This window comes from Monashia sp. HAY1-5C, from assembly GCF_056755255.1.
On the sequence record NZ_JBPGXG010000009.1, the window covers coordinates 13,036 to 27,421 of the forward strand.

Annotated in this window: 12 protein-coding genes; 7 read left to right on the plus strand and 5 right to left on the minus strand. The window is 73.2% G+C overall.

Features of this window, described 5'->3' with window-relative positions; all coding sequences use genetic code 11:
• The first annotated feature begins 5 nt into the window (after nt 1-5).
• The 3 genes from ACR9ZK_RS02545 (at nt 6) to ACR9ZK_RS02555 (ending at nt 2,920) form a co-directional block, all read left to right on the plus strand.
• Nucleotides 6-1,802: a CTP synthase gene (locus ACR9ZK_RS02545; protein ID WP_481339851.1), complete on the plus strand. Its 1,797-nt coding sequence runs from the start codon at nt 6-8 to the stop codon at nt 1,800-1,802.
• A gap of 3 nt (nt 1,803-1,805) precedes the next feature.
• Complete coding sequence (locus ACR9ZK_RS02550) at nt 1,806-2,498, plus strand: NUDIX domain-containing protein (RefSeq protein ID WP_481339855.1); 693 nt, start codon at nt 1,806-1,808, stop codon at nt 2,496-2,498.
• Nucleotides 2,499-2,623: 125 nt separating this feature from the next.
• Nucleotides 2,624-2,920, plus strand: a complete 297-nt coding sequence (locus ACR9ZK_RS02555) for a YchJ family protein (protein WP_481339858.1) — start codon at nt 2,624-2,626, stop codon at nt 2,918-2,920.
• On the opposite strand, the gene ACR9ZK_RS02560 is transcribed toward ACR9ZK_RS02555, so the two are convergent.
• Nucleotides 2,819-3,814 carry an EamA family transporter gene (locus tag ACR9ZK_RS02560; protein ID WP_481339861.1) on the minus strand — a complete coding sequence of 332 codons (996 nt, stop codon included), beginning with the start codon at nt 3,812-3,814 and terminating at the stop codon, nt 2,819-2,821. The two genes, ACR9ZK_RS02555 and ACR9ZK_RS02560, sit on opposite strands and share 102 nt — an antisense overlap.
• A 74-nt stretch (nt 3,815-3,888) precedes the next feature.
• Here ACR9ZK_RS02560 and ACR9ZK_RS02565 point away from each other — a divergent pair, with 74 nt between their 5' ends.
• Nucleotides 3,889-4,803 (plus strand): LysR family transcriptional regulator, encoded by a 915-nt coding sequence (locus tag ACR9ZK_RS02565; RefSeq protein ID WP_481339864.1) that lies wholly within the window; start codon nt 3,889-3,891, stop codon nt 4,801-4,803.
• A 64-nt stretch (nt 4,804-4,867) separates the two neighbouring features.
• Here the strand turns inward: ACR9ZK_RS02565 and helR are convergent, their stop codons facing one another.
• Entirely contained in the window at nt 4,868-7,102 is a 2,235-nt protein-coding gene (gene helR, locus ACR9ZK_RS02570) for an RNA polymerase recycling motor ATPase HelR (protein WP_481339866.1), read from the minus strand.
• Between the two features lie 176 nt (nt 7,103-7,278).
• Nucleotides 7,279-8,379, minus strand: a complete 1,101-nt coding sequence (locus ACR9ZK_RS02575; RefSeq protein ID WP_481339868.1) for an acyltransferase family protein — start codon at nt 8,377-8,379, stop codon at nt 7,279-7,281.
• A gap of 125 nt (nt 8,380-8,504) precedes the next feature.
• Between ACR9ZK_RS02575 and aspS the strand changes: the two genes are divergently transcribed.
• The 3 genes from aspS (at nt 8,505) to ACR9ZK_RS02590 (ending at nt 11,353) form a co-directional block, all read left to right on the plus strand.
• Nucleotides 8,505-10,334 (plus strand): aspartate--tRNA ligase, encoded by a 1,830-nt coding sequence (gene aspS, locus ACR9ZK_RS02580; RefSeq protein ID WP_481339870.1) that lies wholly within the window; start codon nt 8,505-8,507, stop codon nt 10,332-10,334.
• A 103-nt stretch (nt 10,335-10,437) separates the two neighbouring features.
• Nucleotides 10,438-10,908 (plus strand): helix-turn-helix transcriptional regulator, encoded by a 471-nt coding sequence (locus ACR9ZK_RS02585; RefSeq protein ID WP_481339872.1) that lies wholly within the window; start codon nt 10,438-10,440, stop codon nt 10,906-10,908.
• Between the two features lie 10 nt (nt 10,909-10,918).
• Nucleotides 10,919-11,353, plus strand: a complete 435-nt coding sequence (locus ACR9ZK_RS02590) for a VOC family protein (protein ID WP_481339874.1) — start codon at nt 10,919-10,921, stop codon at nt 11,351-11,353.
• Nucleotides 11,354-11,368: 15 nt separating this feature from the next.
• On the opposite strand, the gene ACR9ZK_RS02595 is transcribed toward ACR9ZK_RS02590, so the two are convergent.
• Both ACR9ZK_RS02595 and ACR9ZK_RS02600 read right to left on the minus strand, forming a co-directional pair.
• Nucleotides 11,369-12,181, minus strand: coding sequence for a GNAT family N-acetyltransferase (locus ACR9ZK_RS02595; RefSeq protein WP_481339877.1), 813 nt, complete (start codon nt 12,179-12,181; stop codon nt 11,369-11,371).
• A complete protein-coding gene (locus ACR9ZK_RS02600) occupies nt 12,178-14,373 on the minus strand; it encodes an MMPL family transporter (protein WP_481339881.1) in 2,196 nt (731 codons plus the stop codon). The genes ACR9ZK_RS02595 and ACR9ZK_RS02600 overlap by 4 nt, the downstream gene beginning before the upstream one ends.
• Nucleotides 14,374-14,386: the final 13 nt, after the last annotated feature.

Consider the following 14,386-nt stretch of genomic DNA (forward strand, 5'->3'; position numbering starts at 1 on the left):
AGCCCGTGGTGGAAACGACGAAGCACATCTTTGTGACCGGGGGCGTTGCCTCCTCGCTCGGCAAGGGCCTCACGGCATCCAGCCTCGGACGACTTCTGCGATCGCGGGGCCTGCGGGTCACCATGCAGAAGCTCGACCCCTACCTCAACGTCGACCCCGGGACGATGAACCCGTTCCAGCACGGTGAGGTCTTCGTCACCGACGACGGCGCCGAGACCGACCTCGACATCGGCCACTACGAGCGCTTCCTCGACGTCAACCTCGTCGGCAGCGCGAACGTGACCACCGGTCAGGTCTACAACAACGTCATCGCCAAGGAGCGCCGCGGCGAGTACCTCGGCGACACCGTCCAGGTCATCCCGCACATCACGAACGAGATCGTCTCGCGGATGCGGGCGCTCGCCACGGGTGGTCCCGACGCGCCCGACGTCATCATCACCGAGATCGGCGGCACCGTCGGCGACATCGAGTCGCTGCCCTTCCTCGAGGCGGCGCGCCAGGTGCGCCACCTCATCGGCCGCGACAACAGCTTCTTCCTCCACGTCTCGCTCGTGCCCTACCTCGCCCCGAGCGGCGAGCTGAAGACCAAGCCGACGCAGCACTCGGTCGCGGCGCTGCGCCAGGTCGGCATCCAGCCCGACGGCCTCGTCCTGCGCGCCGACCGCGAGATCCCCGAGCCGATCAAGCGCAAGATCTCCCTCATGTGCGACGTCGACGTCGACGCGGTCGCCGCGGCCGTCGACGCCCCGAGCATCTACGACATCCCCAAGGTCCTGCACCGCGAGCGGCTCGACGCCTACGTCATCCGCCGGCTCGGGCTCAACTTCCGCGACGTCGACTGGACGGAGTGGGACCAGCTGCTCCAGCGCGTCCACGACCCCGAGCACGACGTCGAGGTCGCGCTCGTGGGCAAGTACATCGACCTGCCCGACGCGTACCTGTCGGTGACGGAGGCGCTGCGAGCCGGAGGGTTCCACCACGACGCCAAGGTCCGCATCCGCTGGGTCGCGAGCGACGAGTGCCAGACCCCGGCGGGTGCCCAGCGCGCTCTCGGCGGTGTCGACGCGGTCCTCGTGCCCGGCGGCTTCGGCGTGCGCGGCATCGAGGGCAAGCTCGGCGCGCTGACGTGGGCCCGCGAGAAGCAGGTCCCGACCCTCGGCATCTGCCTCGGCCTGCAGTGCATGGTCATCGAGTACGCCCGCTCGGCGCTCGGCGTGGACGACGCCAGCTCCACGGAGTTCGACCCCCAGACCCAGCACCCCGTCATCGCGACGATGGAGGAGCAGAAGGCCTTCGTCGAGGGCGCTGGCGACCTCGGCGGCACGATGCGTCTCGGCCTCTACCCGGCGGCCCTCAGGGAGGGCAGCGTCGTGCGCGAGGCGTACGGCGCTGCCCAGGTCAAGGAGCGTCACCGCCACCGCTACGAGGTCAACAACGCCTACCGCGAGGACCTCGAGAAGGCGGGACTCGTCTTCTCGGGCACGTCCCCCGACGGCACCCTCGTCGAGTTCGTCGAGCTGCCGCGCGACGTGCACCCGTACTACGTGTCGACGCAGGCGCACCCGGAGTTCCTCTCCCGCCCGAACCGCGCCCACCCGCTGTTCGCCGGTCTCATCGGTGCGGCCCTCGAGCGCCAGCGCAGCGAGCGGCTCGTCGAGGTCGAGCGCCGCCGCTCGGAGGCCGCAGCCGAGGGCCCGGGCCGGGACGGCGCGGAGGACCCCATGACCGTGGGCGACGCCGTCGATGCCGTCAGAGTCCCCGACGTGCACGTGCCGGTGGCCGTCGCCGCCGACCACGACTGACGCGTGAGCCCGTCCGGCCTGTCAGGCCTGTCGGCGCCCGTCGGCTCCGGTGAGGACCTCGACGAGGAGTGGCGCAGCCACCCCGTCGTGGAGTCCGAGCTCGTCTTCGAGGGCCTCATCTTCGACGTCCGCCGCGACCGGGTCGACCTCGGCGAGGGCGGCGTCGTCACGCGCGACTACATCGAGCACCCCGGCGCCGTCAGCATCCTCGCGCTGCGGGAGGTCGACGGCGTCGAGCACGTCCTGCTCATCAGGCAGTACCGCCACGCCTCGGCCGGCTCCGTCTGGGAGCTGCCGGCCGGCCTGCTCGACGTCGACGGGGAGCCGCCCTTCGAGGCGGCCGTCCGTGAGCTGGCCGAGGAGGTCGACCTGGCCGCGGACGAGTGGCACGTCCTCGCCGACGACATCACCTCGCCCGGCGCGTTCGCCGAACCGGTCCGCGTGTTCCTCGCCCGTGGCCTGCACGACGTGCCCGAGGCATCCCGGCACGAGCGCACCGCGGAGGAGCTGAGCCTGCGGCCGCTGTGGGTGCCGCTCGACGACGCCGTCGCCGCGGCGCTCGCCGGGCGCATCAGCAACTCGGCGACCCTCGTGGGGCTGCTCGCGGCGCACGCGTCGCGCGCCGGCGGCTGGGCATCGCTGCGTCCCCGGGACGCCGCGTGGCCGGCCCGAGACGCCCAGGCCGCCCGACGGTGAGAGCGGGCGGTCCGCCGCACCGGGGAGACGCGCAGACGTGCCCGTGCGGCAGCGGCTCCGGCCTCGACCGGTGCTGCGGCCCGGTGGTCTCGGGGGCGCGTGCCGCCGCGACGGCCGAGGAGCTCATGCGTTCGCGCTACACGGCGTTCGCCACCGGCGACGCCGGCCACCTGTTCCGCACGTGGCACCCGCGGACGCGACCGGACGACGTCAAGCTCGACGCCTCGACGCGCTGGGTCGGTCTCACGGTGCTGCGCACCGAGGACGGTGGGCCGGCCGACGAGCACGGCCTGGTCGAGTTCGTGGCGTCGTGGGTCGACTCATCCGGAACCGGTGCGGCGCGTCGGGGCGAGCTGCACGAGGTCAGCCGGTTCGCCCGCCGGGCGGGGCGCTGGCTCTACGTCGACGGTGACCACGGCTGAGACCGCGTGCCGGCGCTCATCGGCGCGGCCCCGGCGCCGGCGCAGCACGGCCACGGCGACACCACCGAGGAGCAGGACCCCGCCGGCGACCTCGAGCGGGTGCGGCCGCTCGGCGTAGACGAGCCCGGCGGCGGCCATCCCGAAGACCGGCACGAGCATCGCGAAGGGCGTGACGCGCGCGACCGTGTAGCGGGCCAGCAGCGTGTTCCAGATGCCGTAGCCGACGAGCGAGGACAGGTAGGCGGTGTAGGCGGTCGACAGCACCGCCGACCAGTGGACATGGGTCACCGCACGGCCGATGGCCTCGGGACCCTCGAGCAGCCAGGACAGCGCGAGCGCGGGCAGCGGGACGACGAGCCCGGACCACACGGTGACGCCGAGCCCGGCGCCCGGGCCGAGGGCACCGGCCCGCCTCGTGAGGACGTTGCCCACCGCCCACGAGACCGCCGCGAGCACGAGGACGACGAGGGGCAGAAGGGGTGCGGACAGGCCACGTCCGGCGGCGATGAGCAGCAGGCCCGCGCCACCGAGCGCGACGCCGACCCGCTGGGTGCGTGAGGGCCGCTCGTGCAGCCACACCGCGGCGATGACGACCGTGAGCAGCACCTGCGCCTGCAGGACGAGGGAGGCCAGCCCGGGCGGCATGCCGAGGTGCAGCGAGACGTACATGAGGGCGAACTGGCCGAGGCTCGTGAAGAGGCCGATGAGGGCGAGGTCGCGCCAGGGCAGGGCGGGCCGCCGGACGATGAGCACGGCCGGTACGCAGACGACGACGAACCGGACCGCGAGGAACAGCAGCGGTGGCACGGAGTCGAGGCCGGTGCGGATGGCGACGAAGTTGGTGCCCCACAGGAGGGCGACGAGGACGGCCAGGGCGGAGTCTCGGCGGCGCATGGAGCCCATCGTCGAGGGCAGCGACCGTTCACGTCCATCAAACTATCGTGCCGTTGACTGTGTAGCATCGCTGCATGATCGACCCGGTCGCGCTGCGCTCTCTCGTCGCCGTCGAGGCCCACGGCTCCGTCGGGGCGGCCGCGGCGGCCCTCGACTACACGCCGAGCGCCGTCTCGCAGCAGATCAAGCGGCTCGAGAGCCAGACGGGCGTGCAGCTGCTCGAGCGTCAGGGCAGGGGCGTGCTGCTGACCGAGGCCGGCCGCACCCTGACCGAGTCGGCCCGGGACCTGCTCTCGCACATGGAGCGCCTCGAGTCGCGGCTGCACGGCGTCAGCGGTGAGGCCGTGGGCACCGTGCGGCTCGCGACCTTCGCGACGGCGTACCGGGGCATCGTCGTCGGCGCCATCGGCCGGCTGCGTCGCGCGGCGCCCGGGGTACAGCTGCGCCCCGACGAGATCGACCCGTGGGACGCCGTCGACGCCGTGGCATCGGGCTCGCACGACCTGGCGCTCGTGCACAACTGGGAGCCGCTGCCGCTGCCGATCCCGGACCACCTGGAGGTCCGTCACCTCGGGCGGGACCGTGCCGACGTCCTCGTGCACGTCGACCACCCGCTCGCGGGTCGTACGAGCGTCGGGGTCGGTGACGTCCTCGACGCCGAGTGGGCGAGCGTGGCGCCCGGCTCCATCTGTCACCAGTGGCTCCAGAAGATGTACTTCGACGTCGGGCGGGCCCCCAGGATCGCCCACGTCGCGCTCGAGTTCGCGACGCACGTCGCCCTCGTCGCGGACGGCGAGGCCGTCGCGCTCGTGCCCCGGCTCGGACGCGGGCCCCTGCCGCCCACGGTCGTGGCCGTGCCGATCGTCGACCCGGTGTCCGAACGCACCGTCAGCCTCGTGTGGCGGCGGACCATGACGGCCAGTCCCGCTCTCGCCGCGACCGTGGACTCCCTTGCGGCAGAGGCCTCCCGAGACCTGACGCCCCTCTAGCCGGATCGGCGGGCGCGGCGCCGACTCCGCCCGTCGCGGAGCCGGGCCGTGCCCGCCGAGATCGCTAGCCCTGGAGCACGACCAGCTGCTGCGTGGCCCGGGTCATCGCGACGTACCGGTCGACCGCACCCTCGATCCCCGTGCCGAGGCGTTCCGGGTCGACGAGCACGACGAGGTCGAACTCGAGGCCCTTGGCCAGCTCGGGGGTCAACGACCGCACGCGCGGACGCTCGGTGAACGAGGCGTCCCCGATGACGCACGCGACCCCCTCGGCGTGGGCCGCGAGCCACTCGGAGACCACCGCCTCGAGGTCCGCCCGGGACCCGTGCACGACGGGGCGCCCGCTCTCACGGATCGAGGTCGGGACGTTGGCGTCGGGCAGGGCGGCACGGATGACCGGCTCGGCCGTGGCCATGACCTCGCTCGGGGTGCGGTAGTTGACGGTGAGCGAGGCCAGCCGGACGCGGTCGAGGCCGACGCGGGCCAGGCGCTCCTGCCACGACTCGGTGAAGCCGTGCCGCGCCTGGGCCCGGTCCCCGACGACGGTCAGGCTGCGCGACGGACACCGTGCCAGGAGCATCTGCCACTCGGCGTCGGTCAGCTCCTGCGCCTCGTCGACGACGACGTGTGCGAACGGGCCGGCCAGGCGGTCCGGCTCGATGCGGGGGAGCGCGGCCTCGTCGTCGAGCGCACCGACGAGGTCGTCGCCGCGCAGCATCGACATGACGTGCATCTCCGAGTCGTCCGACTCGATGAGGTGCTCGACGACCTTGGTCCGCTCCTCCCGCTCGGCGGCGAGCGCCGCCTCCCGGCGCCGACGCCGGCCGGAGACGGCGGCGTCCCCGAGGCGCGCTCGCGCGAGGTCGAGGATCGGCAGGTCGGACACGGTCCACGCCTGCGCGTCCGGACGCTGGAGCGCGCGGATCTCCTCCCGCGAGAGCCACGGCGCGGCCAGGTGCAGGTAGGCCGGCACCGACCAGAGGTCCCCGACGAGGTCCGACGCGTCGATGGTCGGCCAGGCCTTTCCCAGCGCCTCGAGCAGCCCCGCGTCGCGCAGGACAGCCCGGCGCAGCTGCTCCGGGGACGCCCGGACGTCGCGCGTGTCACCATGGCCGCCGTGGGTGCCCTCGCCGACGCGCGCCTCGTCGCCCGGGTCGTCGCCGGGCTCCTCGTGGTCCGCCTCGTACGTCGCGACGAGGATCTCGGCGACCTCGTCGAGCACCTGGTCGCGCGCCTCGTTGTGCGGCGTGCCCGGTTCGACGGCCTCGACCGCCGTGGCCCAGTCGGCCGCAGAGAGCCACAGGTCCGCCCACGGCGTCGACACCTCGAGCCCCACGGTCGGCGTCTCCTCGTAGAAGCGCACCGCCCGGTCCACGGCGCCGACCCAGTCGGCCGACGCCTTGAGGCGGGCGACCTCGGCGTCGGCCTCCGGGAGGGCCGCCGCGCCCTCGGGAAGCAGGTCGCGCAGCGTGCACGTTTGGACTCCCTCCTCGCCGAGGCTCGGCAGGACGTCGGAGACGTAGGCGAGGTACGGCGCGTGCGGGCCGACGAAGAGCACGCCGCCGCGCCGGTGGCCCAGCCGTGGGTCCGAGTAAAGGAGGTAGGCGGTGCGGTGCAGGGCCACGACGGTCTTGCCCGTGCCGGGACCGCCGTCCACGACGAGGGCTCCGCGGGAGCCGGCCCGGATGATGGCGTCCTGGTCGGCCTGGATCGTGCCGAGGACGTCGCGCATGCGCTCCGAGCGTTCTGCGCCGAGGCTGGCGACGAAGGACGACTGGTCGTCGAGCGACACGTGCGAGGCGAAGGTCTCGGGGGTGAACACCTCGTCCCAGTAGTCGCTGACCCGGCCGCGGGTCCAGCGGTAGCGGCGCCGGCTCTCCAGGCCCATGGGGTTGGCGTGCGTCGCCGCGAAGAACGGCTCGGCGGCGGGGGAGCGCCAGTCCACGAGCAGTCGCCGCCCCGAGGCGTCGGTCAGGCCGAGGCGCCCCACGTAGACCGGCTGCCCCGGGTCGTCGGCCGGGACCATGTGGCCGAGGCACAGGTCGAGGCCGAAGCGGCGCAGGGTCCGCAGCCGGGCGCTCAGCCGGTGCACCTCCTGGTCCCGCTCGAGCGCGGCCTGGCCGTGGCCGCCGGGGGCACGCCGGGCGGCGGCCAGACGGTCGGTGAGGTCGGCGACGGTGCGCTCGAGGCTCTCGGCGATGGCCGCGAAGTGCGCCTCGTCCGCGGCGACGAGGGTCGGGTCGGCCTTGTGGGCCAGTCGGTCGGGAAGGTCGAACGCGTGGGTGGTCAGCGGGCTCACGTCATTAGCTCCCATCGGGTGCGAGACCTGGGTCTGGGGCCTCGGCCCGCGATTCTGCGGCACGACGGGGGCCTTGCCGCAAGGCCCCCGGTGCGTTATACGTTGGAGATGGAGAGGGAAGTCCCTCTCCATTCGCACGTCCGGGGCGTGGCACGGGCTGCCTCGCCGTGGCGCGCTCAGCCCACGGGCTCCGCGCGCGGCGTCGAGTCGGGCTCGCGTGCCGTGCGCTCCTCGGCGGCGTGGGCCAACTGCCGACGCGACGGCTGGTCGAGGCGCAGCGGTCCGCGCAGGCGCGTCAGGGGCCGCTCCAGCAGCACCCACGACAGCCACGACACGAGCACGGCCGCTGCGATGAGCAGGAGGTTGCGCGGCACCGAGTGCTCGCCGAGGAGCAGGCTGTTGATGAAGGTCTGGTGCCAGAGGTAGAGCGCGTAGCTGATGGTGCCGAAGAAGACCATGACCCTGGACCCGACGACGCGCGAGTGCCCGGTGGCAGCGGCGTGCACCAGCCAGACGCCGATGATCGCGAAGACGGCGCCGAGCGGTCGGAAGAGCGGGTGGTCGACCGCGATGCCGTGACCGGGGAAGGCCGACACGGCGACGAGCACCGCGAAGGGCACGAGCGGGTTGGCGCGGGGGAGCGTCACGCCGCGCCTGGCCAGCTCGGCGAGACCGAACGCGAGGGCGACCCCGAGCAGGAGGGCGAAGACGTTGGTCTCGGTGGAGATGTCGAGCCGGATGGCATCGCCCTGCGTCCACACGCTGTAGAAGGTCGCCAGGGCCGCGAGCGTCAGGACGACGGCGAAGGCCCGGGCCCGCTGCCAGGTCATGAGCGCGATGAACGCCAGCGGCCACACGAGGTAGAACTGCTCCTCGACCGACAGGGACCAGAGGTGGTTGAGCACACCCAGGTCGGTGCCCGCGATCCGCACCCAGTTGCCGACGTAGAGCACCGAGGCCAGTGCTGCCGTGGGGTGACCGGCGAGCCGGGGGTCGTCCGTGGCCCAGAGCAGGACGGGCACGAGCGCGAGCAGGAGCAGCAGCGCGGGCAGCAGGCGGACCGCTCGTCGGCCCCAGAACCGCCACAGGCTGACCGACCCCCACCGGTCCCACTCGCGCAGGAGGAGGCTCGTGATGAGGTAGCCGGACAGGACGAAGAAGAGCGTCACGCCCGACAGGCCGCCCCAGCGCACCGGCAGGCCCGAGTGCGATGCGGCGACGAGGAGGATCGCGAGGCCGCGGACGCCGTCGAGGTCACGGTTGCGGGTGTGCTGCACGCGGACAAGGCTAGGCGCGGACCCGGTCTAGGATGAAACCTCGGTGCCGCACGCCGCTCGTGTGCAGGCGCATCGACAGCGCGGCCCAGCGCCGCGCCCCCGACCCGTCCTCGGAAGGATCCTCCGTGCTCCGCACTCACGAGGCCGGCACGCTCCGTGCCGACCACGCAGGCCAGACCGTCACCCTCACCGGTTGGGTGGCTCGGCGTCGAGACCACGGCGGGGTCGCCTTCCTCGATCTGCGGGACGCCTCGGGCGTGGCCCAGGTCGTCGCGCGTGACGAGGTCCTCGCCGAGGGCGGGGCCCACGACGTGCGCAACGAGTACTGCGTCCGCGTCACGGGGCAGGTGCGGATGCGCCCCGAGGGCAACGCCAACCCCGAGCTGCCCACGGGCGAGATCGAGGTCATCGTCGAGCAGCTCGAGGTGCTCAACCCCAGCGCGCCCCTGCCGTTCCAGATCGACGAGCGCGTGACGGTCGGCGAGGAGGCGCGGCTCAAGCACCGCTACCTCGACCTGCGACGCCCGGGGGCCAGCTCGGCCGGTGCCGCGATCCGGCTGCGCTCGCGCGTCAACGCGGCGGCCCGCAAGGTGCTCGGCGCCCATGACTTCGTCGAGATCGAGACGCCGACGCTGACGCGGTCGACGCCCGAGGGTGCCCGCGACTTCCTCGTGCCGGCCCGCCTCGCGCCGGGCTCCTGGTACGCGCTGCCCCAGAGCCCGCAGCTGTTCAAGCAGCTGCTCATGGTCGCGGGCATGGAGCGCTACTACCAGATCGCGCGCTGCTACCGCGACGAGGACTTCCGCGCCGACCGCCAGCCGGAGTTCACCCAGCTCGACATCGAGATGAGCTTCGTCGAGCAGGAGGACGTCATCGCCCTCGCCGAGGAGGTCGTGCGGGAGATCTGGTCGCTCGTCGACGTCGAGCTGGACACCCCGTTCCTGCAGATGACCTACGCCGAGGCCATGGCCCGCTACGGCTCCGACAAGCCGGACCTGCGCTTCGGCCAGGAGCTCGTCGAGTGCACCGACTACTTCGCCGACACGACCTTCCGCGTCTTCCAGGCCGAGTACGTCGGCGCCGTCGTCATGCCGGGCGGGGCGAGCCAGCCGCGCAAGCAGCTCGACGCGTGGCAGGAGTGGGCCAAGCAGCGCGGCGCCAGAGGCCTGGCCTACGTCCTCGTCCAGGAGGACGGCGAGCTGGGCGGCCCGGTCGCCAAGAACCTGACGGACGCCGAGCGCGCGGGCCTCGCCGCGCAGGTCGGCGCCGAGCCGGGTGACTGCATCTTCTTCGCCGCTGGGGCGACCAAGCCCTCACGCGCGCTGCTCGGCGCCGCGCGCCTGGAGATCGGCCGCCGGTGCGGCCTCATCGACGAGAAGGCGTGGAGCTTCCTCTGGGTGCTCGACGCGCCGCTGTTCGAGCCGGCGGCCGACGCCGTCGCCTCGGGAGACGTCGCCGTCGGCGCCGGGGCCTGGACGGCCGTGCACCACGCCTTCACCTCCCCGAAGAAGGAGTTCGAGGACACCTTCGACACCGACCCGGGCAGCGCGCTCGCCTACGCCTACGACATCGTCTGCAACGGCAACGAGATCGGCGGGGGGTCGATCCGTATCCACCGCCGCGACGTCCAGGAGCGCGTCTTCCGGGTCATGGGCCTGTCGCAGGAGGACGCGCAGGAGAAGTTCGGCTTCCTCCTCGAGGCGTTCCAGTACGGCGCGCCGCCGCACGGCGGCATCGCGTTCGGCTGGGACCGCATCGTGTCCCTGCTCGCCGGCACGGAGTCGATCCGCGACGTCATCGCCTTCCCGAAGTCCGGCGGCGGCTACGACCCGCTGACGGCGGCGCCGGCGCCCATCACGGCCCAGCAGCGCAAGGAGGCCGGTGTCGACGCCAGGCCCGCCGCCGACGCGCCCGCCCCCCAGGGCGCCCCCGAGGTCAGCCCGAAGCAGAGCTGAGGCGGGCGACCCCTTCCTCGGTCGCGCAGCCCTTCGTCCCGTCGGGGACGAGGGGCTGCGCGGCTCGGTCGCGCACCGGCCGCCGACGGTGGAGGATGGCCTCGTGGAGACGACCGCGCGGCCGAGCCTCCGGACGCCGGAGCGCGCGCCGGACGACGTGCTCGTGCACCTGCGCCGGGCCCGCGACCTCGCCGACCGCGAGTACGCTCGGCCGCTCGACCTCGACCGGCTCGCCGCCGAGGCTCGCCTCTCGAAGTGGCACTTCCTGCGCCTCTTCCGCTCGACGTACGGTCTGACGCCTGCCGAGTACGTGTCGCGGCGTCGGATCGAGCGGGCGCAGGACCTGCTCCGGGCCACCAACCTCACCGTCACCGAGGTCTGCTTCGCCGTGGGGTACTCGAGCCTCGGGTCGTTCAGCAGCCGCTTCCGCGAGGTCGTGGGGGAGACGCCGAGCGCCTTCCAGCGCCGGTACGCCGAGGTGGGTGCACCCCACATCCCCGGCTGCTTCGTCTTCATGTGGGGCCTCGCCGAGACCGCAACCGGGGAGAAGCCGGCGATCGGGCCGGGGTCCTAGCGTTGCGCCCATGATCACCAACATCTCGATCGTCAGCCTGTTCGTGAAGGACATCGACGACGCCAAGAAGTTCTACACCGACGTCCTCGGCTTCGAGGAGAAGGACGACATCACCCTGGGCGAGGGCTACCGGTGGTGCACCATCGTCCACCCCAACCAGCCCGAGCTGGCCGTCAACCTCGCGATCCCCGGCCCGCCGCTGCCTGCCGACCTCGTCGACGCGGTGCGGCGCGCCCAGGAGGCCGGCACGATGCACGGCCTCGGGCTCACCGTCGACGACTGCCAGCGGACCTTCGAGGACCTCACCGCCAAGGGCGTCGAGTTCCTCCAGCCGCCCTCGACCCGGCCGTACGGCACCGAGGCCGTGTGCCGGGACATCTCGGGCAACTGGGTCGTCCTTGTCGAGCCGGCCACGACGCCGTACTCGGCCGCCGACTTCGACTGAGGCTGTCGCGCGCCGTCACGGGGACGATCGGCAGAGGGCCTCCGAACGTTGGCGCACGGACCGGCTCGCCCACGCCACCGGGCTCCAGTAGCCGAGCGAGGCGTAGAGGGAGCGAGCCACGGTGTTGTGCGCGTACATGCCCAGCGTGCACAGGCCGTGGTCGGCCACGGCCCGGCGCGTCACGGCACCGACGAGCGCCCGGCCGAGGCCCCGCCCGCGCACCGAGGCGTCGACGGCGACCGACGACACCGACGGCGCCCCGCTCGGCAGGAGGCCGACGGCCGCGGTGGCGACGAGGCGACCGTCGAGGTCGATGCCCCACCACGTCTCGCCCTCGCCCGGCGCGGTGTCGGCCGTGGGGGAGTGCTCGGCGAGGAAGGCCGCGACCTCCTCGTGTCGGGCCGTGTCGTCGAGCGGCCGGACGAGGCCCTCGGGGCCGAAGGCGGGGGGCGCCGTCCGGGTGACGAACCAGTCCCAGTCGCCGCCCGGGTCGACCTCGAGCCGTTCGTGCACGAGCGGCTCGAGGTGCCGCGGAACGCTCAGACCGAGGGGCCAGGACGCGTGGACCTCCTCGGCGAGCTGCGGCAGCCGGTCGAGCAGGGCACCCACTCCCGCTGCCCCGCCGAGCGCGGCGAACGCCACGCCGTGGCGACGCAGCCGACGGAAGAGGACCGCGTCCCCGGACCGCCACCACGTGTCCGAGAGCCGGGGCGGCACCTCCCAGCGGACGAACTCGTGTCCGCCCGACGCGTCGACGAGGGCCGCGTGCCCGTGACCGCGCACCACGGGGCCCGCTGCCGCGGGGGCGCGGCCGCGATCGGCGGTCACTCGCTGATCCCGAAGCGGGCGTGGAGGCGGCGGAGCGGGCCCGGCGCCCACCAGTTGAACCGGCCGAGCAGCGTCATCGTCGCGGGCACGAGGAGCATCCGCACGAGCGTCGCGTCGATGGCGACGGCCGCGACCAGCGCGACGCCCATCTCCTTGATGATGAGGATGTCGCCGGCGACGAAGCCCGCGAACACGATGACGATGAGCAGCGCCGCGCTCGTGATGATCCGTCCGGTGCGCTGGAGCCCGAGCGAGACGGCACGGTCGGTGTCGCGCCCGGCCCGGTGGAACTCGACGATGCGGGACAGGAGGAAGACCTCGTAGTCCATCGAGAGCCCGAACCCGAAGGCGAGGACGAGGAAGGGCACCATCGACTCCACCGCGCCCACCGACGTGAAGCCGAGCAACCGGTCGAGGTGGCCCTCCTGGAAGATCCACACGACGACCCCGAGGGCGGCACCGAGCGACACGACGTTCATGAGGAGCGCCTTGACGGGAACGACCAGCGAACCGGTCATGAGGAAGAGCAGCAGGAGCGTGCCGAGGACGACGAGCCCGACGGCGTAGGGGGCACGGGCCGCCATCGAGTCGAGGAAGTCGATCTGGCCCGCGGCCTGGCCCGTGGTGAGGGTCTCGAACGGTGCTGCCGCAGAGCGGATCTGGGTGACGAGGTCCTGCGCGGCGTCGGAGGTCGGGGGTCCGGCCACGCGGATGTCGACGCGCTGGTGGGCGGCGCCGAGCGGGGCCACCGTGACGCCCTCCACGCCGGGCGCCGACGAGAAGCGGCCGGCCCACGACGTGACGGTGGCACGGTCGGGTGAGGCGGCGACGACGGTGACCTCGGGCGCGGACAGGGTCGGGTAGTCACGGGCGAGCGCGTCGAAGAAGACGCGCTGCTCGGCGTCCTTGGGCAGCAGCTCGGTGCCCGAGGCGGTCAGCTTCATCGACAGCGTCGGCAGCGCGAGGGTGACGAGCACGGCGAGGACCGCCACGATGACGAGGACCGGACGGCGTTGCACCCCCGACGCCAGCCGCGAGAAGGCGCCGGTGTCACTCGGCCGCTCGATCGCCTTGCGCGCCAGGCGTTTCGCGCCGAGCACGGCCAGCGCAGGGACGAGCGTGACGGCGACCACCATGGCGACGAGCACGACGCTGACGCCGGCCACCCCGATGGCCCTCATGATCGAGGCCTCGAAGACGAGCAGGCCCGACAGCGCGATCGCGACGGTGACCCCGGAGAAGAGCACGGTGCGTCCGGCTGTGGCGACGGTGCGCTCCGCGGCGAGCACGACGTCCTCGCGCGTCGGCGACTCCTCGGCCAGGTGCGACAGCTCCTCGCGGAACCGGCTCACGGTGAGCAGGCCGTAGTCGATCGAGAGCCCCAGCCCGAGGAGCGTGACGATGTTGACGACCGTCGCGTCGAGCTCGACCGCGTGGGAGAAGCCGAAGAGCGAGAGGAGCGCCCCACCGATCGACACCACGGCACCGACCACCGGCATGCCGGCGGCGACGAGGCCGCCGAAGACGAAGAACATGACGAGGAAGGTCAGCGGCAAGGCGATGCCCTCGCCGCGGACGAGGTCGCGCTCGACGGTGCCGGTGATGGCCTTGATGGTCTTGTTCGTGCTGCCGACCGATCCCTCGGCGTGCATGGCCGACGCGACGTCGAGCAACGCGGTCTCGGCAGCGGCCTCGGCGTCGTCCTGGGCCTGCTTGGGCAGCCCCGGCCGGAAGTCGACCACGGTGACGAAACCGCCCACCGCCGGGGTCCCTCCCGCCAGCAGTGGCGCGACCGACGGGTCGCGAAGCCCCTTGGGGGACAGGAGCGGCGACCTGACGTCCTTGACGCCGTGAAGCCCGGCCAGCTTCGCGGTCGCGGCGGCGCCGGCGCGCACCACCGCTCGGTCGGCGAGGTCCGCGCCGGTCACCTGCAGCGTCAGCGTCTCCAGGGCGGGCTGGGAGGCCTCGATGACGTCCCGGGCCCTCGAGGACTCCGAGTCGACCGTCGGTGCGCCCGAGTGCAGCCGCTCGAAGAGCGACTGGCCGGTGACGCCCCCGACCGACACCGCGAAGCACGCGACGGCGACGACGACCCAGCCGGCGACCCACGAGCGGGGGTGGTGGGCGATGGCCCGGCCGAGCCGGGTGAGGAGCGAGGGCGGGCGGCCGCCCACGGCCGAGGGTCGGGACACACGGATAGGGTTC

Bases quoted from the DNA above. Each gene is read 5' to 3' on its own strand.
- ACR9ZK_RS02555 (WP_481339858.1), top strand. From the start codon at position 2,624: ATGCGTTCGCGCTACACGGCGTTCGCCACCGGCGACGCCGGCCACCTG.
- ACR9ZK_RS02560 (WP_481339861.1), bottom strand. From the start codon at position 3,814: ATGCGCCGCCGAGACTCCGCCCTGGCCGTCCTCGTCGCCCTCCTGTGG.
- ACR9ZK_RS02565 (WP_481339864.1), top strand. From the start codon at position 3,889: ATGATCGACCCGGTCGCGCTGCGCTCTCTCGTCGCCGTCGAGGCCCAC.
- ACR9ZK_RS02590 (WP_481339874.1), top strand. From the start codon at position 10,919: ATGATCACCAACATCTCGATCGTCAGCCTGTTCGTGAAGGACATCGAC.